Source organism: Streptomyces aureoversilis, from assembly GCF_042657885.1.
Classification (GTDB): domain Bacteria; phylum Actinomycetota; class Actinomycetes; order Streptomycetales; family Streptomycetaceae; genus Streptomyces; species Streptomyces aureoversilis.
Map to the genome: position 1 here is coordinate 24,925 of NZ_JBHSKJ010000021.1, position 23,018 is coordinate 47,942.

A 23,018-nucleotide genomic window follows, 5' to 3' on the forward strand; every position below is an offset into this window, starting at 1 on the left:
CTCCCGATACTGCGCCCGGGGAGCCGGGCGGAAACCGGGCGGCATAGGGGGACGCAACTCCGCACCGGCGGCCACGGGGAGCTCTAGAGTGCGGGGAACGCCAGTGCCGTACGTGAGGGGTGCCGTACATGACCGGTGCCGTGCGCGAAGGGATGTTTCCATGAGCATCGTGGTCACCACACCGACGGGACACGTGGGGTCGCGCGTGGTGCGGCTGCTGCTCCAGGCCGGCGTCCGTCCCCGCGTTCTGGTCCGGGACCCGGCCCGCCTGGACGAGGCGACCCGCGCGCGGGTCGACGTGCGCCGGGGCGACCTGACGGACGCCGGGTTCGTGCGCGAGGCGGTGGCGGGAGCGGGAACCGTCTTCTGGGTCGATCCCACGCCGCATACGACGGCGGATCCGGTGGAGACCTCGCTGCGGACCGCGGCGCCGTTGGTGGAGACCGCCCGGGCCGGCGATGTGAGGCGGGTGGTGTTCTTGAGCAGTATCGGGGCGGAGAAGCGGCACGGGGTCGGGCACATCGATGCCCTGGCCGGGATCGAGGAACAACTCGACGCCACCGGAGCGGATGTGCTGCACCTGCGGTGCGCGTACTTCTTCACCAACCTCCTGTTCGACCTCGAAGGGCTCTCCCGGGGCGTCCTGACCACGGCGTTCGATCCCGGCCACCCGATGCCGTGGGTCGATCCGCGCGACATCGGAGACGTGGTCGCGGCCCGGCTGCTGAGCGACGCCTGGCAGGGCCGGGTGGTCCAGGCCGTGCACGGGCCGGAAGACCTCACCTTCGACCAGGTCGCGCAGATCCTCACCGATGCGCTCGGGTACCCGGTCCGGCTCGACCCCGTCAGCGACGACGCGACACGGGACGCGCTGCGCGCGGCCGGGCTGCCTCCCTCGGCGGTGGAGGGCATCGTCGGGATGACCTCCGGATCGCGCGACCTCGTGCCCGAGCAGCCCCGCGACCTGCTCACCACCACTCCCACCCGGCTCAGCGGGTGGGCTCATGCCCAGCTGCGTCCGCTTCTGGAGAGGTAACACGCGTGCGGCATCCGGCCGTCGAAGGCATTCGCGTCCGGCCGTCGCATTCACCCCGCAGGGGCCTTTCTCCCAGGAATTCCCCAATTCACCATTTCGGGTAACGTTCATATCGTTTTCGCGTGTCGCGTTTGCGGAAGTTTACGAGGAGAGTCCGGCTCCGCTCGAGGCCGGAAAGTCCTTCTCATGAAGGGAACGTGCTCGTCATGGACGACACGAGGAGAAACCCAGCCCGCGCGCGTACGACAACTCGCCGCCGGATCGGCCGGCTTGCCGCGGCAGCCGCCACGGCGGCCCTTCCCGCCGCGCTGCTGGCCGCCCCCGTCCACGCCGACGCCCCCCGCTCCGGAGCGGCCGCCGCGACGGCGTTCTGCACGGTCAACGGCGTACCCGTATTCGGCGCCGTCATCAACGGCACGGCGGGGCCGGACAGGATCCGGTGCTCCGTCGTCGGCGCCACCGACACCGTCAACGGCCTCGGCGGCAACGACAACATTTCCGTGGTCGTCAACCGCGGTCGCGTGAACGGCGGCAACGACAACGACGTCATCACGGTCCTGGACAACAACGGCGGAGTCGTCGACGGCGGAGCCGGATTCGACGTCTGCTTCGTCAACGGCGGCACGAAGGTGAACTGCGAAGTGTAAGCAGACACCGTTCCGCCTGTCCCGCCCCCGAATTCCGCCTGCCGTGCCGCGGTCGGCGCCCGGCACGGTGGGCGGATTCACCTGACCGACGTCCCGGCCCCATGTCCGGATGTGACAGAAGGCCGTCATTGCGGTCATCTGTGGTGGCGGTGAGGATGGGGTCATGCCCCTTTCGCACCGTGTCGTCATCGCGGTCTTCCCCGATGTCGATCTCCTCGACGTCACCGGCCCGGCAGAGGTCTTCGCCCTGGCCAACCGGGAGACCGCAGGCCGCGCCGGCTACCGGGTCCGCCTCGCCGGGCCGGCCGCCGGCGAGGTGCGGACGTCGGCGGGTGTGCGACTGCTGGCCGATCTCGCCTTCGACGAGGTCGGCGGGCAGGTGGACACCCTCCTGGTGCCCGGCGCGGTCGACATGACCGACGACGGTCCCACGGCCCGGATCGACACCGATGTCGTGGCGTGGGTGAAGGAGACCGCCGTGCACGCCCGGCGGGTGGCGTCGGTGTGCGTGGGTGCGCACGTACTGGCGGCAGCGGGGCTGCTGGACGGGAAGACGGCGACCACGCACTGGTCGACCGCCGCCCAGCTCGCCGCCGACCATCCGGCCGTCACGGTCGACCCGGATCCGATCTTCGTCCGGGCCGACCGCGGCCGGCTGTGGACGGGCGCCGGCATCAGCGCCTGCCTGGACCTCGCGCTCGCCCTGGTGGCCGAGGACCTGGGCGAGGACGTGGCGCTGGCGGTGGCCCGGCAGCTGGTGATGTACCTCAAGCGGCAGGGCGGGCAGAGCCAGTTCTCCGTGCCGCTCAGCCGGCCCGCCTCCGCCCGCCGCGACATCGACGAGCTGCGGCTGTGGATCGCCGACCACCTGGACGAGGACCTGTCCGCGGAGGTGCTGGCGGCCCGGATGTGCCTGAGCGAGCGGCACTTCGCCCGCGTCTTCAAACAGGAGACCGGCGCCGGTCCCGCCGCCTACGTCGAGGCCGCCCGGGTCGAGGTGGCCCGGCGTCTGCTGGAGACCACCGACGACGCGCTCGAGCAGGTGGCGGCCGCGGCCGGGCTCGGTTCGGTGGAGACCCTGCACCGGGCGTTCAAACGGCAGCTCGCCACCACGCCCGCCGCGTACCGCCGCCGCTTCCGCACCCGGACCGGCTGACATCCCCACCCACCGGTATCCCCCTTGCTCACTCCGGCAGGGCGGGCAGCTCCGCCCTGCCTCATTCCCCTACGAAAGGCACACCATGAGCAGCAACCAGCCCTCCACGACCCTGCGCGACGTCATCGGCCTGGACAACCGGCCGCCCAGGCTCGGCGACTCCGTCCTGATCATGGTCGACTTCCAGAACACCTACCGCAGCGGCGTCATGGCCCTGGAAGGCGCCGAAGAAGCCCTCGCGGCCGGCGCCCGCCTCCTGGAGCGCGCCCGTACCGCGGGCGTCCCGGTCGTCCACATCATCAACGACGGCGGCGAGAACACCCCCTACGACATCCGCGCCCGCATCGGCGCCATCAGCGACGAAGTCGCTCCGGTGGACGGCGAGGCGGTCGTGGTCAAGCAGTTCCCCAACTCCTTCCACCTCACCGGACTGGAGAAGATCCTGACCGGCCTGGGCGCCGCCCCGGGCAGCGGCAAGGACCTGGTCATAGGCGGCTTCATGACCCACATGTGCGTCAACTACACGGCTCAGGGCGCCTTCAACCTCGGCTACCGCCCCACGGTCGTCGCCGAAGCCACCGCCACCCGCGCCCTCACCACGCCCGAGGGCGCCGTCCTGCCCGCCGCGGCCCTCCAAGCCGCCGCCCTGACCACCATCACCGATCTGTTCGGCACCGTCGTCCCCACCGTCGACGCACTTCCCGCCTGATTCCAGGGTCCCCGGTGAAGCGGTTCATGCCCGTTCTCCGATCAGGGTGTTCGCGATGTGGTCGGTGAGGCGGGACAGCCAGTCGGGCCGCGCGTTGCCGAGGAGGTGATCCCCGTGGGGGACGGACAGATAGGTGCCCTGCGGGGCCGTGCGGGCCAGCGGCTCGCCGTTCGTCACTCCGGGAATGACGTCCTGGCCCCCGTCCACGACCAGCAGCGGGGCCGCGACGCGCGGTGCCAGGGCGGAGAGGTCCACTTGGCGGGCGAACTCGCGGGCGGCGCCGGCTCCTCCGGCGCGCCGGGCCATGATGTCCTTCACCGGCTGGGGCAGTTCCTCCCAGTCGAGACGGAAGGGGCCACTGACGGTCGCGACCGCCGCCACGCGCGTCTCCAGTGCCGCGGTCCGGGCCGCGAAGTAGCCGCCCAGGCTGAGGCCGACGAGTCCGATGCGTTCGGCGCCGAGGGCGTCGACGACCCGGCCCACGACCTGCTCGTAGTCCGGTCCGAGGGTCGTCGTGGCGGCGAGCGCGCCCTGCCCGGGGCCGTCCATGGCGAACACCGCCAGCCCCCTGGCCAGCAGCGCGGACACCAGGTCGAGGAACTCCTCCTTGGCCGAGTCCAGGCCGGGGACGACGACCACGGTGCCGGGCGCGTCGGCGGGGCCGCGCAGCAGGCCGGTGAACCCTTCGCCGCTCACGCGCCGGGCCCCGGGCTCCAGCACCGTAAGGGCTCGGTCCAAGGCCCGGTCGGCCTCGGCGGCGGCGCGGCCGGCCTCCGCGTACGGTGCGAGCGTGGCGAGGTGGAACCACCGGGCTGCCATCAGCAGGTGCTCACCCGCCGAGACGGAGGATCCCGCGGCTTCTGCGCGCTCCAGATAGGCGTTTCCGGTGCGCAGGAAGGACGGCCCCCAGTCGGCGACGGAGGTGAGGGCGTCGGTGACACGCCGGTACTCGTGGGGGTCGACGCCCGCGCCGGTGGCGCGTGTCCACTGGGCCGCGGCGAACTCGGTGGCGCTCATCGTCCTTCTCCTGTCAGTAGCACGGCCTTGCCGCGTATCCGGCGCTCTCTCAGGTCGACCAGGGTGGCGGCGGTCTCCGCCCAGCCGGCCGTCCGGCCGACCTCCGGATGCAACCGGCCCCGCTCCACGAGGCGCACCAGTGCCGCGAGGTCGGATCCGTACGGGGCGCCTGCGTAGTGGAAGTGCTGAATCGTGACGCGCTCGGGCCCGCTCAGCAGCTGGAAGAAGTCGAGAGTCGCCGGGGTGCGGCTCGCCTGGCCGAACCAGATGAGCGTGCCGCCCGGCCGCACCTTCGAGAGGGCGAGGGGCAGATCCGGTCCGCCTGTGGACTCCAGCACGACGTCGAACGGTCCCCGGGCCGCCGCGACGTCGTGCACGACCTCGGCGCCCAGTGCCGCGAGCCGCTCTCCGCGCACCGGGGTGGCCGTCACCGCGGTCAGCTCGGCTCCGGCACCGACGGCCAGCTCGGTGACGTAGTGGCCGACGCCGCCCGAAGCGCCGGTGAGCAGCACGCGCCGGCCGGTCAGGGAGCCGGCCGTGCGCAGCAGCCGCAGGGCGGTGATCCCGGCCAGGGGCAGGGCGGCGGCCCGTACGCTGTCGATGCCGTCCGGGAGCACTGCGAGCGAGTGCGTGGGCACGGCGGCGTACTCGGCCCAGCCGCCCTGCGCCGGGTGCCCGACGATGCGGGTGCCGATGCCGGGCCCCGAGCCGTCGGCTGCGGCCTGTACGACGAGCCCTGCGACGTCCTTGCCGGGCAGGAAACCCGGGCGGGGGTGTTCGAGGAGGAACGTCTCGCCCCGGTTCGGCGCGAACGCCTCGACCTTGGTCAGTGCCTCACCGGGCTCCGGGACGGGCTGGGGGACCTCGGCGAAGGCGACGGGACGCGCCGCTTCCCCCGTGGGAATCAGTCTTTGCATGCCGAGAATGCAACCGCCCGGGGCGCCCGACGATCCAACAACGGACGAGCGCAGTCCACAACTGTTGGTTGTCACCTATGGTGAGAGGCATGGATCTCGACGTGGCGCAGGTACGTGCCTTCGTTCGCGCCGCCGAGGAACTGCACTTCGGACGGGCGGCCGGTACGCTTGGCGTCTCCCAGCAGGCGCTGTCCAAGCGGATCGCGCGGCTGGAAACCCTGCTCGGCGTCGCGCTGTTCCGGCGCGCCGGAGGCGGGGTGCATCTCACCGAGGCCGGCCGGCGCTTTCTCGAACCCGCACGGCAGACCGTGGCCGCCGCCGATGCCGCAGTCGCGGCGGCGGTCGGGAAGGGCCGCCCGCTGCGCGTGGACGTCTGGGGGCACCTCTACGCGCCGATGCGGACGCTGGCCCAGGTCGCCGGACGGGCCGCGGAGCTGGTGCCGGGGCACGGGCGCGACCTGCCGTCGGTCACGGCAGCGCTGCTGCAGGGCGACATCGACGCGGCCTTCGGCCGGGTCCACCCCCCGCTGCACGCGCGGCTGACGCACCGCCTCGTCCGCCTCGAACCGGTCGACGCCGTACTGAGCACGGATCACCCGCTCGCCGCCGAGCCTGCACTGCGGCCGGAACAGCTGCGCGGCAGCGTGCTGTGGTCACCCGGTGCGCTCGACCGGCTCGACTTCCTCCACCGGTTCGCCGAGCGGTTCGGCATCCGGGACAGGGCCGCGAGCGTCAATCTGGGCCTCGTCCACTTCCTCGGCGAGGTGGCACGGGACCCGAACCGCTTCTCGCTGCTGCCCGCCGACGTACCCCTGCCGGAGGTCCCCGGGCTGCGCTCCGTCCCGCTGGTCGACCCCACGCCGCTGTACGCCTGGTCGCTGCTGTGGCGCACCGGAAACGGACACCCGGGGCTGGACGGTCTCGTCGCGGCCTGCGCGGGAGAAGCCGGCCGGAGCCGATGGCTGGAGTACGACCCGGCTCACGACTGGCTGCCCGAACCGCCGACGAGCCGTCCCCGGCACCGGGCGGCCGAGGGGCAATGAGCGGCACTCGCCCCGTGTCAGGCGTGACACGGTCTCACCGCCGTCCCCGCCCCCACCCTCGACCTCGCCGCCGACGGCACCCTGAGCGAGCGGATGCCTTCGGAGGTGCGCTTCAAGGACGCGGACGGGTGGCGGCCGGTATGCCCGTACTTCGAGTTGCACGGGACGTGGACCACCGGTGGGAGCCGCCGCACGGGGCCGCTGACCGAGGCGGTGCCGGCGGAGTTCGGGCTGGACCTGGCAGACGTGCGCTGGGACGTGGCGGTGGCGAACCTCAAGGCGCACCACTACACCCAGTTCGACGGTGACCGCATCGAGGCGCGGGCCGAGGTGCGGGGCGACGACCACGCCCGGCACCCGCCGGCCGGCCAGTCCCCGCCGGGCGTCGCGAACCCGCTGGTGCCGCCCGGGCGCAACCTGCCGCTCGGTTCGGTGCAGGTGCCCGTCCCGAATGCCGCTCTTCCGGAGCTGCAGCTGCGCTTCACTCCGGGGACCGGCGCGGTGTACGGGCCGCAGGACCTGGAGGACCGCGCGGACGGCACCGACTACGCGTTGCCGCCTGAGCGGCTCATTCTCGATCCGGACGCGGAGTGGTGCGGCTTTCCGCTCCAGAACACCGGCGACGATCCGAGGACGGTCCCGGGCGGCCTCTTCGCCGGGGCGGAACTGGCGGAGGTTCAGGAGAGCCTGGGCCTCGTCGACGACGTCTGCGACGGGATCGTCACCGTCACCCTCCCGGGTGATCTGACGGCGACGGCCCGGATCGTGGCCGCTCCGCCCGACTTCGCCCCGGACCGCAGGCCCTTCGTCTCCCTCGCCGACGGCCTGACGGACCGGGTCGAGCGCGCGGAGGTCCGGGAACCGGCCTACCTCTCGTGCCCATGCCCACGCCCATGCCCGCGCCCACGTCCGCGCCGAAGGGAGGGGCAGGCGCGCGGCCCCTGCTGCTGACCGGGCCGACGCTGGAGCTGATCGACTCCCTGTGGGGCGGCGGGCTCCTCGGCGACGCCTGGTCGCTGACCCGCCGGCAGGTGCGGTGGCAGCCGGGCACGGGGACCGCACAGTTCGCGCAGGCGACCCGGGTGATCGACGGTGCGGTGCTGGCGGCCCGGATACGAGAGCGGCTGGGGACTCGGCCGCCGGACGGGGACGGGCCGCCCGGCGCGGTGGACGGTGACGGCGCAGGCCCCGGGCGGGCCGTCGGCCCAGCGGACGCTGGGCCGACGGCAGTGGCTGGTGGGCACCGCCCCGCTGCGAGCGGGACGGGACGAGCGTACGGCCGTGCTGGACACCACCGCTCTGGGCTGGCTCCAGCTCACGCCGCTCGGCGCGGGCGACTGCCTGGTGCAGGCCATGGTGCCCGGCCCCGCCGCGGACCCCGCCGCACTGCTGGCCCGGCTGCTCGCCGAGTCCGCACTGGGCGGCGCCCTGCGCCGTCCGCCGCGTACGGCGACCGCCGTCCCGGCCGCTCCTCGCCTGCACCTCGCTCCGGCGCTGCCCCCCACGGCGCAGTCGCCGGCCGGACTGCTGACCGTAGGCGCCGGCGCCATCCGCTACGACCCCCTCAGCGGCACGGGCACCGCCCAGGCCCTTCGTACGGCCGTCCTCGCCGCCGCCGTGATCGACGCCGATGCGGGCGGGACCCCGGCGGCCGGCTGCGCGCCGCCCTCACCGAACACCTGGCCACCTGCGCCGGGCCCTACGGTTCCGCCTTCACCTCCGGCGCCTGGCAGGACGAACTGGACGCCACGCGGCTCGGCTCCCGCGCGCCGAGCGGTCAGCAGGCGTCTATGTACCAGACGGGAGCCCAGTTGCCGTGCGCGTCCGAGGAGGGCGCGCCGGGCGTGGTGTAGATGACGACTCTCTGCTTGTTGAGCATCTTCGCCCTGGTGCCGTCGGACTGGTTGTTGTACCAGGAGCCGCCGCTGTTCAGCCCGTCCGGGATCTCCTGGACGTAACAGTCCTTGAACTTGAAGGCCAGCCGCTTGAAGTTCGCGTCCTTGTAGCCGCAGAAGTAGTACTTCGGGCAGTCGGACGGGGCCGCCGTCGCGCCGGATACGGCCGAGGTGCGGGCGGAGGCCTGGGCCGTGCCGAGCGACGCCGACACGGCGATGAACAGCCCCGCCACAAGGGCGGTGCGCCGCATACGGGTGGTCTTGCGTGAGTGCTCCATGACTGTTGCTTTCCTTTCGCCGACGGAGCAGCAGCCGGGCCACCGCTCCGGAACGGGAGAACTGACGAACTGTCGCCGATCACGAGCACACCGGAGAATAGGCCTGGACCAGCGCACAGAACAGCTCACTTACAGCCATTGAGCATCACGGGAACCAGCTGTCACCCGCGTCGGAGCGGTCCGCCTCTGCACCGGGCCCCACCGGCCCCGGGTCGGAGCGCCGTTCGGCCCTTTCCGACCCGGTGTCGCTGACGATCTTCTGGCGGGGCGGCCGGGTGTGCCGTCCCTGCATCGGCGGCCCGGGTCTCGGGAGCGGGCGGGCACCGGGCGGTGCGCCGCATACGTGCACGGTGGCGGGCGGCGGGGCCGCGGCAGGAGCCCTGCTGCGGGCCCGGGCCCGCGCGCACCTCGCCCGGGAGCGGCGGGAGGCGGACGCCTGCTGGGCGGCGCTGTGCCCGGCCGCCCCGCCGGCTCCCCGCGCCGGGCCCTCCCGGCGGGCCTTCCTCACCTGACCCCTCCTCGGGACGGTCACCGCGTCCGCTCTGGCCGTCCCGCTGCTCCTGGTCACGGACATGGTGACGGCTGCCTTGACGTCCGCGTGCGTCGCCGCCGCGACGCTGCTCACCGCGGGCGCCCATGTCGCAGTCGTCCGCGGGCCCCGCGCCTGAAATGCACGGCACAGGGACGCGCTCACGCCTCTGGGCAGGGACTCCCGCCACGATTTGCCCGCTTGTCAACCCGGCGCGAAGATTGCCGTAGAGGCCCGTCAGGTTTCCCCAGGCCTTTCGGAGGAGCCCCGCAAGGGAGCACCGATGGCAAACGACCGGCTCCTGAGCCGACCAGCCGTAGAGACCGCCGACGTCGTGGTCGTCGGCTCGGGCTTCGGGGGTTCGGTCACCGCGTACCGCCTCGCCGGAGGCGGCCGGTCCGTGGTGGTGCTGGAGCGGGGCAAGCCCTACCCGCCCGGCAGTTTCCCCCGCACCCCGGCGGGCATGTCCCGCAACTTCTGGGACCCCAGCGCGGGCATGCACGGCCTCTTCGACATCTGGTCCTTCCGCGGCCTCGAAGGCGTCGTCTCCAGCGGCCTGGGGGGCGGCTCGCTCATCTACGCCAACGTCCTGCTGCGCAAGGACGAACGCTGGTTCGTGCACGAGTCACCGCTGCCGGGCGGCGGTTACGAGAACTGGCCGCTGAGCAGGAGTGACCTCGACGCGCACTACGACCGGGTCGAGGACATGCTCGGCGCCACTCCGTACCCCTACACCGACACGCCCAAGACCGTTGCGATGCACGAGGCCGCAGGCCGTCTCGGCCTGCCCGTGTGGCGGCCGCCGCTCGCGGTCTCCTTCGCTCCCCGCCCCGGGGCGGCACCCGTCCCCGGCGCGCAGATCGCCGAGCCCTCCTACGGCAACCTCCACGACCTGCCGCGCAGCACCTGCCGCATGTGCGGCGAATGCGACGTCGGCTGCAACTTCGGTTCCAAGAACACCCTCGACCACACCTACCTGTCGGCCGCCCGGCACCACGGCGCCGACATCCGCACCCGCTGCGAGGTGCGCGGCTTCGCGCCCCGCCCCGGTGGCGGCTACGAGGTCCGCTACGTCGTCCACGAACCCGGCCGCGAAGGCCGTCCCACCGCCACCGGCAAGCTCCCCGTCCACCGGATCGCCTGCCGCCGGCTGGTGCTCGCGGCCGGCACCTTCGGCTCGACGTACCTGCTGCTGCGCAACCGCGCCGCGCTGCGCGGCATCAGCAGCACGCTGGGCACCCGGTTCTGCGGCAACGGCGACCTGCTCGGACTGCTGCTCCACGCCACCACCACCGCCACCGACGGCGACGGCGACGGCACAGGCCCGCCCGGGCCGCGCCGGCTGCAGAGCAGCACCGGGACGGTCATCACCAGCGCCGTCCGCGTCGGCGACGAGCTGGACGAGGACGGCTCTCAGGGGCGCGGCTTCTACATCCAGGACGCGGGATATCCCACGTTCGCCGACTGGCTCAGCGAGGCGGCGCAGATGCCCGGGAGCGCCCGCCGCGCGCTCGCCTTCGCCCTGCACCGGCTGCGGACGCGGCTGGGGCACGATCCGCAGAGCAACATCGGCCGTCAGCTGTCGCTGCTGCTGGGTCCGGCCGAGTTCTCCGACACGTCGCTGCCCCTCCTCGGCATGGGCCGCGACGTTCCCGACGGCCGGATGAGCCTGCGCCGCGGCTACCTCGACATCGACTGGACCGTACAGACCTCGCTGCGCTACTTCGAGCGCGTCCGGTCGGTCATGCGCGACCTGGGCGAGGAGCTGGGCGCGGAGTTCCGCGACAATCCCTTGTGGTGGTCCCACCGGGTGATCACCGTGCACCCGCTGGGCGGCGCCCCGATGGGCCGTCACCCCGCCGAGGGCGTCTGCGACTCCTTCGGCGAGGTCTTCGGCTTCCCGGGCCTGTACGTCCTCGACGGCGCCGCGCTGCCCGGGCCGGTGGGCGCCAACCCGTCCCTGACGATCGCGGCGTTCGCCGACCGCGCCTGCGACCACATCCTCGAGCAGGGCCCCGGCCCGCACTCGGCCGCCGAGGTGGCTGCCGACGTGCCGTCCGAGGCTCCCGCCGACCTGCCCGCCGAGGCGCTCGTACCGCCCGGCATGACCGTCGAAGAGGTCCCCCAGCCCGCGCCCGCCGGCGGCGAGCGGCCGACCGGCCTCTCCTTCACAGAGGAGATGGAGGGCCACGCGGCACTCGACGTCGACGACCCCGAACAGGGGCGGGACCTGGGCCGGCAGCGCAAGCAGCGGCTGGCGTTCCGGCTCACCGTCACCGCCCACGACGTCGACCGCTTCGTCGACGACCCGGCCCACCCGGCCACCCTCGCGGGCCACGCGGACTGCGACGCCCTCGGCGGGCGCCTGCCGGTGGAACACGGCTGGTTCAACCTCTTCACCCGCGACGACGACCCCGCCCGGCGCCGCATGCTCTACCGCCTGCACCTTCGCGCCCCCGGCGGCAGCCCGCTCACGCTCGTCGGCCGCAAGGACATCCACGACGACCCCGGCACCGACCTCTGGCCCGACACCACCACCCTCTACGTCCGCCTGCTCGCCGGGCACGTACAGCCGGACGGCGACGCCGGCGCCGCGGTGCTCGGCGCGGGCGTCCTCACCATCCGTCCCGCGGACTTCGTCCAGCAGCTGACGACGTTCCGCGCCACCGGCCCGCACCCCGCACGCGCCCTGGAACGCTTCGGCCGGCTGTTCCTTGGCGAGTTGTGGGACGTCTACGGTTCCCGCCTGCGGCCGCCACCCGGGGAGCCGGCATGAAGGCCCGTGAGCTGCGCAAGCACGCCGAGGAGCTCCAGCTGCCCTTCGTCCCGCAGGAGCAGGTGCGCTGGCTGGCACCCCACGAGCTGGCCCGCACCGCCGGCAAGGTCGTCCTGGCCCTCACCCTCGCCGGCTACCTGGACAAGCGGGAGATCCAAGGAGCCCTCGACGCCGGGCCCCTGCACGCACCGCTCGACGACCCCGGCGCCCAGGAGGTCTGGATCGACTACGCCGCCGACCTCGGCGACGGCTTCGACGCGACCGGCACCGTCGCCTGGACCCTGGCGGCCCAGGAGGCCGCCGTCGAACGTCCCGGCGGCGCACCGGCCCGGCTGCCGCGCGGCTCCCTGCTCGTCCTCGGCGGCGACGAGGTCTACCCCGTGGCGTCGGCCACCGCCTACGAGAACCGGATGAAGGGCCCCTACCGCGCCGCCCTGCCGACGGCGGAGGACCGCCCCCTCATGGTCGCCCTCCCCGGCAACCACGACTGGTACGACGGCCTCACCGCCTTCCTGCGCATCTTCGCCCAGCGGCGCGACATCGGCGGCTGGCGCACCCGCCAGACCCGCAGCTACTTCGTCGTCCGGCTCCCCCGGCGCTGGTGGCTCGTCGGCCTCGACAGCCAGCTCGGCGCCTACGTCGACGACCCCCAGCTGCGCTACTTCGAGACCCACCTGTCCGCCCTCCTCCGGCCGGGCGACGGAGTGATCGTGTGCTCCGCCACCCCCGCCTGGGTCGAGAGCGCCCAGGAGGACGCCGACGCCTTCAACTCCCTGCACTGGTTCGACCGCAACATCGTCCGGACCCGGGTCACCGACCGGGAGACGGGGGCGCGGGAGCCGACGGGCGCCTCCGTCCGGCTGTGGCTGACCGGCGACAAGCACCACTACGCGCGTTACGCCGAACGCCTGCCCACCGACCCGCCCGGTCCCGCCGCGCTGCCTCCCGACCCGCGCAGACGCCAGCTCGTCACGTGCGGACTGGGCGGCGCCTACCTGACCTCCACGCACGGGCTGCCCGCCGACCTGCCGCTGCCGCCCCGCGAGTCCCACCTGCGGGAGAAGGACAGTCCACCGGTCGACTTCGCCCTCGCACAGCACACCTGCCCCGCGCCCGACGAGTCCCGCCGCATCGCCCGCCGCATCGCCTTCCCGTGGTCGCGCGGCTGGCCGCCCCGGCGCAACCCGGGCTTCGGCGCACTGGCCGCGGGCGTGCACGCCGTCCTCTTCCTGATCGTCAGCTTCGTGTTCGCGCTCGCCCGCGGCACGATCCGGCCCGACGAAGCCGTGCGCGCCGCCGGCTGGGAGGACGCCCTCCGCTTCGCCGCGATGCTCGTGGCCGTCGTGGCGGCGCTGACCGTACTGCCCTGGCTCGCCCGGCTGGTCCGCAAGCGCAGACACGAGAGCACCTCCCTCGCCCGCTCCGCGGCTCCCCCCGTGCCTGCGGTCGCCGCCCTGCTGCAGGGCGTGGTCGCACTAGGGGTCCTGGTCGCCGCCGTCGCCCTGCCGTTCCCGTCCTCCTGGCCCGGGTGGACCGTCCTGCTGCTGTGCCTCCTGCTCGCCGGGGCCGCCGGGGCGACCGCGGGGTCCGAGGCCTTCGCCCTGTGGGTGCTCTGGGCGCGCCACGGCACGGTGGCCGACTGGCAGATGTCGGGCCAGTCCATCGAGGACCACAAGGGATTCCTGCGCCTGCACATCGCGCCGGACGGCGACCTCACCCTCCACGCGCTGATGCTCGACGGCGTCTGCCGCGACTGGCACCTGGAGGACGACCCGGCCGGCGGCAAGCGCCCGGTGCCCGACCGTCTGCCGCCCGTACGGCCCATCGAGGACCCCGTCGTGATCGCCCGGGAGGCGAAGCCACCATGACCGGCACACCGGCCGGCGCACCGGCCGACGCACCGCGACCGAACCGGCATGCCCGGCGTACCCGGCCCACCACGCGCCGGGACCACGTCACCGAGGTGCAGCCGCTGAAGGCCCTGGACGGCCGGCCGCTCACGCTCGTCCACGTCCAGGGCCGCCACCCGCCCACCCGCGGACCCGTCATCGTCGTCCACGGCGCGGGCGTACGCGCCGAACTCTTCCGCCCGCCGCTGCCGCGCACCTTCGTCGACGCCCTGCTCGACGACGGCTGGGACGTGTGGCTGCTCAACTGGCGCGCGTCGATCGATCTCGACCCGGTGCCCTGGACCCTCGACCAGGCCGCCGCCTACGACCACCCCGCCGCTGTCGCCCATGTGCTCGACGCCACGGGCGCGGACCGGCTCAAGGCCGTCGTGCACTGCCAGGGCTCGACGTCGTTCACCATGGCCATGGCCGCCGGCCTGCTCCCCGAAGTGGACACCGTGGTCAGCAACGCGGTCTCGCTGCACCCCGTCGTCCCGCGCCTGTCGACCTTCAAGATCGGCACCCTGGCGCCGCTGATCAGCCGCGTGACCCCCTACCTCTCCCCCGCCTGGGGCGACCGCCCCGAGGGCGTCGTCTCCCGGCTGATGGTCTGGGGCGTGCGCGCCACCCACCCGGAGTGCCGCAACCCGGTGTGCCGCATGGTCAGCTTCACCTACGGCAGCGGGCGGCCCGCCCTGTGGTCCCACGCCAACCTCGACGAGGCGACGCACGAGTGGATCCGCGGCGAGTTCGCCGAGGTCCCGATGACGTTCTTCGCCCAGATGAACCGCTGCATCCAGGCCGGCCACCTCGTGCCGACCGGTGCCGTCGAGGCCCTGCCGGCGTCGTTCGTCGCCCGGGCGCCGCGCACGGACGCGCGCTTCGTCCTCGTCGCCGGGCGGGACAACCGGTGCTTCCTGGCCGACAGCCAGCGGCGCACCTTCGAATTCCTGCAGCGCCACCGCCCCGGCCGCGACAGCCTGCACGTCCTGCCCGGCTACGGCCACCTCGACGTCTTCCTCGGTCGCCGCGCGGCGACCGAGACCTACCCCCTCATCCTCGAGGAACTCGCACGCTGAAGGCCCTCGACCGCTCGGCCGAAGGCCCTCGACCGAAGGCCCGTACGGGGTCACAGGCTGCGCAGGAAGGCGAGCGAGGGCATGAAGAAGTACTCGCCGCCCTTCATGGTCACGGTCTGCGCGGGGGAAGTGACCTCCTGGCCCTCCTCCTGCCCCCAGACCCGCGGCCAGGTCGCCGGGGGCCGGCTGCCCTGCCCGATGACCGGATCGAGGCCGGGCGCCGGCTCACTGCCGGAATCCGGGAAGCCGGTGCTGTTGGCCCAGTTGCGCTGCGTGAACTCGAACTGGTCGACCAGGTCGGAGTTGAACGCCATGAACAACAGGCCGACGCCGCCCTCGGGCAGATCGCCGCCGGGGCCGTCGGCGCGCTCCCCGTAGGTCTGCCCGCGCCGCGCCATCAGGTGGCGGCGCTCCTCCTCCGGCGACTCGAAGCCGCCGGACCCGCGCGGGTTGGTCTTGCGGATGTGGGCCTGGAAGGGGCACTTGTCGGCGGCGCCGTCGCTGGCGTAGGTGAAGTCGTTCATCACCGGGCTGTGCGCTCCGGGCGTGGCCTGCAGGGTGAGCGGCGTGCCGTCCTTGAAGCGTCCGACGAGCATCGCGCCGGCCCGTTCGCGGTCGTCGTTGTCGAGCTTCAACGCATCGGCGAGCTCTTCCTCCGCCTTCCTGAAGGCCCGGACGTTCTGCTCCAGCTTGCGCAGCACGAAGTAGCTGCCGAAGTCCGTCGCGGGGTCGGGTGCGGCCGGGTCCGCGACCAGGATGCGCGCCAGGGCCTCGGCGGGATCCCACACCGAGACCCCGTCGGTCCCGCGGCGCTCGTCCTCCACGTCCTCGGTGAGGAACAGCGGCTGGCTGCGGCCGTCGACGTATCCGAAGTGCTCGATCCCGTCACCGTTCGCGTTGCGCATGCCACGGCCCACTTCCTTGCCGAGCACGCGGAGCGAACCGGTCAGCAGCTCCTCGACCTTCTTGAGCCCGGCGCCCGCCGGGCGGGGTTCGGCGTCGCCGACCAGGACGACGGCGTGGATCTCCTCCCGGTAGCCGGCCTCCCACTGCGCGATGTCCGGGTCCTTCAGCATGCTGCGGGTCCCGTCGTCCCGCATGCCCCGCTCGAAGGCCTCGTCGGAGGGGGCCCGGTCCGACAGGCCCAGCCGGTCGTAGCCGGCCTTCGTCAGTCCCACACCGACGTAGGGGGTGTCCGGGACGCCGCTCGACCCGTTGCGCTTGAAGCCCTCCACTTCCTGGAGGTGCTCCTTGGCCGACTTCATCAGCGGCACCAGCCCGGCCAGGAACGTCCGGGCCTCCGCAGCGCCCGCCGGGCCCTTGCCGAACTGCACCAGCAGGATGTGCAGGTGCTCGCGGACGTGGCCCTTCAGGATGTTCGCCTGCAAGTTCTGCAGCATGGTGTCGGCATCACCGGTCGCGTTCTTCCACGACAACGGCTTGCCGAGATCGACGGGCATGCCGGCCCCTTCCGTCGAGCCTGGACTCTGGCGTCCTTCCGGTGGTCCGGACCGGGATCCGGTTCCGGTTCCGGTGTCCAGCCTGGTGGACATCCCGGTGATGCGCGACTCGGTCGACCCGGAGGCGCCTTAGGCCGGAAGTCCTAGCCGAAGATCCGTACAGCGGCGGTGCCGGGGCCCGGGCGGCGGCTGGAAGGGTGGTGATCCTCCGGACCCGCCGGAGCCACCCCCCGGGAGATCACCTTGGAGCCTTCGTCCAGCCCCCACTCCTCCGCCCCCGACGCGTCGGGCGCCATGCGGCTGATGGAGGAGACCTTCGGTTTCTTCCGCTCGGCCGCGCTGCGGACCGCCGCGTCGCTGCGGATCGCCGACCGGCTCGCCGACGGACCGCGCACCGCCGCCGAGCTCGCCGCGGACACCGGAACCGACGGCCCGACGCTGCGCCGGCTGCTGCGGCACCTGGCGTCACGCGGCGTCTTCCAGGAGGACGGGACGGGCAGGTTCGGGCTGACGCCCGCCGCGTACGCCCTGCGCACCGACGTTCCCGGCTCGCTGCACGCCACGGTGCTCCTGCTCACCGACGACATGTTCCTGCGTCCCTCGGCCGACCTCGCCGAGACCGTACGCACCGGGGAATCCGCCTTCCCCAGGGTCTTCGGCACCCCCTTCTTCCAGCACCTCGCCGCCGACGGCGCGGCCCGGGAGGTCTTCGACGCCGGGATGGCGGCCTTCTCCGGTCCGCTCGACGACGTGGTCGCCGCCGCGTACCCGTTCCCGGGCCGGGGCACGGTCGTGGACGTCGGCGGCGGACGGGGCGGACTGCTCCGGGCCGTCCTGCAGCGCCACCCCGGCCTGTCGGGCGTCCTCTTCGACCAGGCGGCGGCGGTGCGGGAACCCCTGCTCGCCGAAGCGGAGCTGGAGGGACGCTGGCGGGCCGAGCCCGGGGACTTCTTCGCCGGCGCCCCGGAGGGCGACATCCACCTCCTCAAGCACGTCCTGCCCGACTGGAGCGACGAGGACTGCGTCCGCATCCTGCGCTCCTGCCGCAAGGCCCTCGCCCCGGGCGGCCGGGTCCTGGTCGTGGACGCCGTCCCGCCGCCGGGCAACGACCCGCACCCGGGCAAGGACCTCGACATGCTGATGATGACCGCCCTCGGCGGCAGCACCCGCACCCCCGCCGAGCTCGACGCCCTCTTCGCCGAGGCCGGCCTGCGCCACGTGCGCACCCTGCCCACGCCGGGCTTCGCCTCGATCGTGGAGGCCGCCGCGGTCTGAGCCTCCGGCGGTTACGCGGCGCCGCCGCTCGCGGGGAGCACGTGGTCGCCGATCCTGTCGGTGCTCAGGCACAGGGAGCACACCACGGCGTCGTGGGTGCGGCAGGCGGCCACGTCCGGGCGCTCGAACTCCTGCCGGCACACGTGGCACTCGTAGAGCGTGGCGCTCGGGTTGCCGTCCGCGTCGAGCAGGGGTTCGGCGATCCCGTCCGTGGCGCGGCGCAGGTAGTAGCGCCCCTTGGTCAGTACGGCCATCAGCGGGGTGAGGACGAAGGCGATCAGTGCCGCCGCGACCGGGGAGTAGGGCTGGAGCGTGTCGCCCAGGGCGTGGAAGTACATGGCGATCGACAGGCCCGAGGCGGCGACGAAGGCGACCGTGCCCACGGGGTTGACGGCGTAGAGCATGCCGCGCCGGAACTCGGGTGCGTGCGGGGAGAGTTTCAGCAGGTACTTGTTCACGATGATGTCCGTGGCCACGGTGACGACCCAGGCGATGGCGCAGTTGGAGTAGAAGCCGAGGACGCGGTTGAGGAAGCTGAACATGTCGGCCTCCATCAGCGCCAGCGCGAAGGCCAGGTTGAGCAGGACGAACACCATGCGACCCGGGTAGCGCCCGGTCAGGCGGGTGAAGGAGTTGGTCCACGCCAGTGAGCCGGAGTAGGCGTTCGTCACGTTGATCTTGATCTGGCTGATCACGACCAGGACCACGGCCAGCGGAACGACCAGCCACGAGGGCATCATCGCGTCGAAGGCGGCCTTGAACTGCTGAATGGGCTCGGTCGCGGCCGCCGGCCCCACGGAGGCGATGACGTATACGGCGAGGAAGACCCCTATCGCCTGTTTGAGCGCACCGAGCACGACCCAGCCGGGACCGGCCACCACGACCGCCGTCCACCAGGCGCGGCGGTTCGCGTCCGTACGGGGAGGCATGAAGCGCAGGTAGTCGATCTGTTCGCCGATCTGCGCGATCAGTGACAGGCAGACGCCGGAGCCCAGCAGCACCGAGGCGGTGTTCACTCCTCCCTGGCCGTCGGTGCCCGCGTAGGACAGCCAGCGGTCGACCGTGCCCGGGTCGGTGGCCACCAAGTAGACCAGCGGTCCCACCATCAGCAGCAACCAGACGGGCGTCGTCCACACCTGCAGCTTGCTGAGCGCCTTCATCCCGTGGACGACCAGGGGGATCACCATGAACGTCGAGACCAGGTAGCCGAGCCACAGCGGCAGCCCCAGGCCCAGCTTCAGCCCTTGCGCCATGATCGACCCTTCGAGGGCGAAGAAGATGAAGGTGAAGCTGGCGAAGATGACGCTGGTCAGGACCGAACCGTAGTAGCCGAAGCCGGAGCCGCGGGTGATGAGGTCCAGGTCGATGTTGTAGCGCGCCCCGTAGTAGGCGAGCGGAAAGCCCGTGACGAAGATGACCACGGCGGCGACGAGGATCGCGGCCAGGGCGTTCCCGGTGCCGTGGGTGAGGCCGATGCCGGCGCCGATCGAGAAGTCGGCCAGGTACGCGATCCCGCCCATCGCCGTGGTCGCCACGACCATCGGCGTCCAGCGGCGGTAACTGCGCGGGGCGAACCGGAGGGTGTAGTCCTCCAGGGTCTCCCGGGCCGCGGGCCCGGGCTCGGCCCGGGCCTGCCGAGACCCTTCGCGGCCGGCGGGTTCCTTCAATCGTCGCTCGGTACTGCTCATGCGGTCTCCTGGGCGTGCAGTGGCTGCAACGGCTGGCAGCCGGCCACGGGGAACGCTAGACAGGGCGTATTTCCTGCCGCCTCCTCGAACATGAAGGCGATGTTTCGGCGTTCACGTCCGGGGGAGCCGGATGAGGCCGGGTGAGCCGCTGCGGTCAGCGGCGGGCGGCGCCCAGATAGGTGCAGGAGAGGTTCCGGGTCAGGCGGGTCCGGAAGGTGCCGTCGGGACGGCGGCCGACCACGAACAGTCCGGCCATCCGGCCCAGGGGTGTGAGCCCGGCAGCGCCGAGGTAACCGGTCGTCTCGGCCGGGGTGATGAAGTCGTTCCAGTCGTGCGTCCCGCGCGGGATCACCCGGAGCACGTGCTCCAGACCCCAGATCATGATCATGCGGGAGCGCCAGGTCCGGTTGATCGTGTCGAACAGGAACACTCCGCCCGGGGCCAGTACGCGACGGATCTCGCGCACCACTTCGCCGGGGCTGGGCACGTGCTCGAGCACGTCCAGGCAGGTGACCACCGAGAAGGACCCGTCGGCGAACGGCAGGCGCTCCCCCGCTCCCACGGCGTAGCGGATGCCCAGACCGGACTCCGCGGCGTGCTGCCGGGCGGCGCGCACCAGGGCCGGGGAGACGTCGACTCCCGAGGCGACCGCGCCGCGCGAGGCGAGGTACTCGGTGGTGAAGCCCCCGCCGCAGCCCACGTCCAGTACCCTCTGGCCGGTCCAGCCGCCGTCGACGTACCGGTCGAAGAAGGCGAACCGCGGTTGGTTGAGGGCGCGCAAGGGCGCGGCCGGGGAATCCTCGGCCCACCAGTCACGAGCCATCTTCTCGAAGAGCTCGGCTCCTCCGTCGCCTCGTCCCATCCTGCACTCCCCGTTCTCCATGGCCGGCCGGCATCGTCCCCTTGAGCAACGAGAGCCGGCCCGCCCGGCAACGGAGCGCGGAGGTGTCACCCGGTGCGGGGTCCGTCGCTCGGGAGGCTCGTGATGCGGCGGCGGACCTGGTCCTCCTGGGCCAGCCGCCGGAGCAGTTCGAGCACGGGAGCGGAGAGGGCGAAGACGATGACCGCCTGCTCGGCCAGTGCCTCCGGGGCGTCGAAGGCGGCCGCACGGTCGAGGTCCAAACGGGCGATGGAACGGGCCAGCTCCGCGTAGGCGACGAGCTCGCCGGGCCGGTAGTCCGCGTCGAGGCGTCTGAGCTCCCGCACCGCAGCCGTGAGCCCCGCCACGTGGGGGGACGTGCCGGGCGTCTGCCAGTCCATGGCCGCGATCAGGTCTGCCACCTCCGCCTCCGCGGCCGACCCGATCTCCGCCTCCCGGTCGGCGTCACCGACCGGGGACTCCGCGACGGGCACCGGCAGGGCGTAGCTCACCGCCCCGAGGGCGCTGTCGGTGCTGTGTGCCTGGTCGACGGCGGTGAGGACGTCGCGGGTGGCGGCGATGGAGAGCCCGCCCAGGGTGGTCAGGGCCTTGATCAGCCGCAGGCGCTGGACGTGCTCCTGCCCGTACTCGGCCAGCGTCGCGGCCGTCGCCTTGCCGGCGGGCAGCAGGCCCTGCCGCCGGAAGTACTTGATGCTGGCGACCGGCACGCCGGTCGTGCGGCTGAGCTCGGAGATCTTCATGCGGCTTCCTCGGTGGTGGTGCGCCGGCCGGGCGTCCTACTGCGACGACTGGACACTCCTGGAAGATACTGCCACTATCTAGTTACTGGATACCTTCAGTATCTAGTTTCTCTAGGTAAGAACTCGGAGCGAATATGCCTTCCCCCGAGCCCTCTTCCGTACTCCGCAGCCCGAAGCTGTGGATCGGTTCAGGCCTCATCGTCGCGGTGGTTTCCATCCTGTTCGCCCTGCTCTACGTCGGCGGCAACGTGAACCCCAAGGGCAACCTGCGCGACCTGCCCATCGCACTGGTCAACAGCGACCGCGGCGCCGACACCAACGGCAAGCACCTCAACCTCGGCGACCAGGTCGTCTCCGGGATCGAGAAGTCCGCCGCGAACAACGACAGCTTCGCCTGGCAGGTCGTCAGCCGGGAGGAGGCCGACAAGCGGCTCGGCCAGGGCAAGGTCTACGGCGCACTCGTCGTCCCGGAGAACTTCACCGCCACGGTGGCGGGGCTGACCAGCCCGAAGGCGACGGAGGCCAAGCGCCCGGCCCTGACGGTGCTGACCAACCAGTCCGCCGGCAGCATCGGCTCCTCCATGGCCAGCCAGGCGAACCAGAAGGCGGCCCACGCCGCCTCCGCCCAGCTCGGCAAGGACCTCCTCGACCGGGCCGCCGCCCAGAAGGCCCAGCTCGCCCCGGCCGCCAAGCTGATGCTCGCCGACCCCGTGAACGTCGAGGTGGCGGACGGCCACCCGCTCGGCACGCACAGCGCCATGGGTCTGAGCGCCTTCTACTACGCCCTGGTCCTCGTCGTCTGCGGCGTGCTCGGCGCCAACGCCATCAGCTCCCAGGTCGACACCGCGCTCGGCTACATGCACACCGACTTCGGCCCCTTCCGCCAGCGGATGCCCGTCCGGCACACGAGCCGCGTCCGCACGCTGGCCGTCGGCACGGTCCTCATGCTCGGCCTCTCCGTGGTCATGGGCTCCCTCGTCGAACTCGCCACGGTCGGCATCCTCGACATGGACGCCTCCCACCTCGGCCTGCTGTGGCTCTACTCCGTGGGCACGATCGCGGCCGTCGGCGTCAGCGCCCTGACCCTGCTCGCCGTCTTCGGCACGCCGGGCATGCTGGTCTCCACCATCATCTTCATCGCCATGGCCGTCCCGTCCTCCGGAGCGACCGTGCCGCTGGAGGCGCTGCCCGGCTTCTTCCGCACGCTCTCCGAGTTCGAGCCGCTCCGGCAGATCACCGGGGGCATGCGCTCCATCCTCTACTACGACGCCCAGGCCGACGCCGGCCTCACCCGCGCGTGGATCTCCATGGGCATCGCCCTGGTCGCCTCGGTGCTCTTCGGCTTCGGCGTCACCCGCCTCTACGACCGCAAGGGCCTGCACCGCATCCCCCGCCCGGGCGAGTCCGCCGACACCGCGGCGGCACCTGCCGCGGTCTAGAAGGCATCAGCAAAGAAGGACCGGTGAGCCCCGGGCGCCATGCGCCCGGGGCTCACTTTTCGTTGCCCGGCCCGCTTTCGTTCCCGGCTCCTGACCGCCGAGCGCGACTGCCGGTATGCGCGATCGCCGGACCCGTGGAACGGTGATGCACACGGGCTGTCCCCCTCCCTGCACGCCGGAAGAGTCACGAAGGGACGAACGACATGGCCATCACACCGCTGACGAGCTTGGCCGAGTTCGAGGAGACGATCAGCCAGGACAAGCCGGTGGTGGTGTTCTTCTGCGCGACATGGGCGTCCCTCTGCCGCGTGACCGGCCCCGCCCTCGAGCGCTTCTCGGAACTTCCCGAATTCGCCGGCATCGAATTCCGTTCGGTGGACCTGGACGAGGCGTACGAGGTCGCCCAGAAGGCGGGCGTGGGCCCGGTCCCCGTCGTCATGGCGTTCCGCAGCGGCACCCGGCTCGCCGAAGTCGTCGCACCCCGCCCGGAAGCACTGCGGGAGCTGATCGGCGCAGCGGGCACGGCGGGCACGGCTGAGACCGCGTGACGCCGCGCGGGTCACCG

General features: G+C 72.6%; 20 protein-coding genes. 13 read left to right on the forward strand and 7 right to left on the reverse strand.

The window, feature by feature from the left end; all coding sequences use genetic code 11:
• Positions 1-160: 160 nt before the first annotated feature.
• The 4 genes from ACFPP6_RS29310 to ACFPP6_RS29325 all read left to right on the forward strand — a co-directional run bounded on the left by ACFPP6_RS29310 (position 161) and on the right by ACFPP6_RS29325 (position 3,548).
• Positions 161-1,036 carry an NmrA family NAD(P)-binding protein gene (locus tag ACFPP6_RS29310; protein ID WP_382048650.1) on the forward strand — a complete coding sequence of 292 codons (876 nt, stop codon included), beginning with the start codon at positions 161-163 and terminating at the stop codon, positions 1,034-1,036.
• Positions 1,037-1,242: 206 nt separating this feature from the next.
• On the forward strand, positions 1,243-1,683 hold the full coding sequence (locus ACFPP6_RS29315) for a hypothetical protein (RefSeq protein ID WP_382048653.1): 441 nt from the start codon (positions 1,243-1,245) through the stop codon (positions 1,681-1,683).
• Positions 1,684-1,846: 163 nt separating this feature from the next.
• Positions 1,847-2,839 (forward strand): GlxA family transcriptional regulator, encoded by a 993-nt coding sequence (locus ACFPP6_RS29320; protein ID WP_382048656.1) that lies wholly within the window; start codon positions 1,847-1,849, stop codon positions 2,837-2,839.
• 85 nt (positions 2,840-2,924) lie between these two features.
• The gene (locus tag ACFPP6_RS29325; protein ID WP_382048658.1) at positions 2,925-3,548 is read left to right on the forward strand and encodes an isochorismatase family protein; all 624 of its coding nucleotides are present in this window, start codon (positions 2,925-2,927) and stop codon (positions 3,546-3,548) included.
• Positions 3,549-3,572: 24 nt separating this feature from the next.
• Here ACFPP6_RS29325 and ACFPP6_RS29330 read toward each other — a convergent pair whose 3' ends face one another.
• Positions 3,573-4,442 carry an alpha/beta hydrolase family protein gene (locus ACFPP6_RS29330; protein ID WP_465269385.1) on the reverse strand — a complete coding sequence of 290 codons (870 nt, stop codon included), beginning with the start codon at positions 4,440-4,442 and terminating at the stop codon, positions 3,573-3,575.
• Positions 4,443-4,561: 119 nt separating this feature from the next.
• On the reverse strand, positions 4,562-5,482 hold the full coding sequence (locus ACFPP6_RS29335; RefSeq protein WP_382048664.1) for a zinc-binding dehydrogenase: 921 nt from the start codon (positions 5,480-5,482) through the stop codon (positions 4,562-4,564).
• Positions 5,483-5,571: 89 nt separating this feature from the next.
• On the opposite strand from ACFPP6_RS29335, the gene ACFPP6_RS29340 reads away from it, so the two are divergent.
• Positions 5,572-6,525 carry a LysR family transcriptional regulator gene (locus tag ACFPP6_RS29340; protein WP_382048667.1) on the forward strand — a complete coding sequence of 318 codons (954 nt, stop codon included), beginning with the start codon at positions 5,572-5,574 and terminating at the stop codon, positions 6,523-6,525.
• 93 nt (positions 6,526-6,618) lie between these two features.
• Positions 6,619-7,476, forward strand: a complete 858-nt coding sequence (locus tag ACFPP6_RS29345; RefSeq protein WP_382048669.1) for a hypothetical protein — start codon at positions 6,619-6,621, stop codon at positions 7,474-7,476.
• 826 nt (positions 7,477-8,302) lie between these two features.
• Here the strand turns inward: ACFPP6_RS29345 and ACFPP6_RS29350 are convergent.
• Positions 8,303-8,698 (reverse strand): hypothetical protein, encoded by a 396-nt coding sequence (locus tag ACFPP6_RS29350; RefSeq protein ID WP_382048672.1) that lies wholly within the window; start codon positions 8,696-8,698, stop codon positions 8,303-8,305.
• A 350-nt stretch (positions 8,699-9,048) separates the two neighbouring features.
• Between ACFPP6_RS29350 and ACFPP6_RS29355 the strand changes: the two genes are divergently transcribed.
• From ACFPP6_RS29355 to ACFPP6_RS29370, 4 genes are all read left to right on the forward strand, one after another.
• Positions 9,049-9,210 carry a hypothetical protein gene (locus ACFPP6_RS29355; protein WP_382048675.1) on the forward strand — a complete coding sequence of 54 codons (162 nt, stop codon included), beginning with the start codon at positions 9,049-9,051 and terminating at the stop codon, positions 9,208-9,210.
• A 300-nt stretch (positions 9,211-9,510) separates the two neighbouring features.
• A complete protein-coding gene (locus ACFPP6_RS29360) occupies positions 9,511-12,003 on the forward strand; it encodes a GMC family oxidoreductase (protein ID WP_382048677.1) in 2,493 nt (830 codons plus the stop codon).
• Positions 12,000-13,871 carry a hypothetical protein gene (locus ACFPP6_RS29365; RefSeq protein WP_382048680.1) on the forward strand — a complete coding sequence of 624 codons (1,872 nt, stop codon included), beginning with the start codon at positions 12,000-12,002 and terminating at the stop codon, positions 13,869-13,871. The genes ACFPP6_RS29360 and ACFPP6_RS29365 overlap by 4 nt, the downstream gene beginning before the upstream one ends.
• On the forward strand, positions 13,868-14,971 hold the full coding sequence (locus ACFPP6_RS29370; protein WP_382048683.1) for an alpha/beta fold hydrolase: 1,104 nt from the start codon (positions 13,868-13,870) through the stop codon (positions 14,969-14,971). The genes ACFPP6_RS29365 and ACFPP6_RS29370 overlap by 4 nt, the downstream gene beginning before the upstream one ends.
• 50 nt (positions 14,972-15,021) lie before the next feature.
• On the opposite strand, the gene ACFPP6_RS29375 is transcribed toward ACFPP6_RS29370, so the two are convergent.
• Positions 15,022-16,431 (reverse strand): Dyp-type peroxidase, encoded by a 1,410-nt coding sequence (locus ACFPP6_RS29375; protein ID WP_382048685.1) that lies wholly within the window; start codon positions 16,429-16,431, stop codon positions 15,022-15,024.
• A gap of 243 nt (positions 16,432-16,674) precedes the next feature.
• On the opposite strand from ACFPP6_RS29375, the gene ACFPP6_RS29380 reads away from it, so the two are divergent.
• Positions 16,675-17,706: a methyltransferase gene (locus tag ACFPP6_RS29380; RefSeq protein WP_382048688.1), complete on the forward strand. Its 1,032-nt coding sequence runs from the start codon at positions 16,675-16,677 to the stop codon at positions 17,704-17,706.
• 11 nt (positions 17,707-17,717) lie between these two features.
• On the opposite strand, the gene ACFPP6_RS29385 is transcribed toward ACFPP6_RS29380, so the two are convergent.
• The 3 genes from ACFPP6_RS29385 to ACFPP6_RS29395 all read right to left on the reverse strand — a co-directional run bounded on the left by ACFPP6_RS29385 (position 17,718) and on the right by ACFPP6_RS29395 (position 21,014).
• Positions 17,718-19,394 carry a purine-cytosine permease family protein gene (locus tag ACFPP6_RS29385; protein WP_382048691.1) on the reverse strand — a complete coding sequence of 559 codons (1,677 nt, stop codon included), beginning with the start codon at positions 19,392-19,394 and terminating at the stop codon, positions 17,718-17,720.
• Positions 19,395-19,548: 154 nt separating this feature from the next.
• Positions 19,549-20,256 (reverse strand): bifunctional 2-polyprenyl-6-hydroxyphenol methylase/3-demethylubiquinol 3-O-methyltransferase UbiG, encoded by a 708-nt coding sequence (gene ubiG, locus ACFPP6_RS29390; RefSeq protein ID WP_382048694.1) that lies wholly within the window; start codon positions 20,254-20,256, stop codon positions 19,549-19,551.
• 86 nt (positions 20,257-20,342) lie between these two features.
• A complete protein-coding gene (locus ACFPP6_RS29395) occupies positions 20,343-21,014 on the reverse strand; it encodes a MerR family transcriptional regulator (protein WP_382048697.1) in 672 nt (223 codons plus the stop codon).
• Between the two features lie 134 nt (positions 21,015-21,148).
• On the opposite strand from ACFPP6_RS29395, the gene ACFPP6_RS29400 reads away from it, so the two are divergent.
• On the forward strand, positions 21,149-22,453 hold the full coding sequence (locus ACFPP6_RS29400) for a YhgE/Pip domain-containing protein (protein ID WP_382048700.1): 1,305 nt from the start codon (positions 21,149-21,151) through the stop codon (positions 22,451-22,453).
• Positions 22,454-22,656: 203 nt separating this feature from the next.
• On the forward strand, positions 22,657-23,001 hold the full coding sequence (locus ACFPP6_RS29405) for a thioredoxin family protein (RefSeq protein WP_382048703.1): 345 nt from the start codon (positions 22,657-22,659) through the stop codon (positions 22,999-23,001).
• The last annotated feature ends 17 nt before the right edge of the window (positions 23,002-23,018 follow it).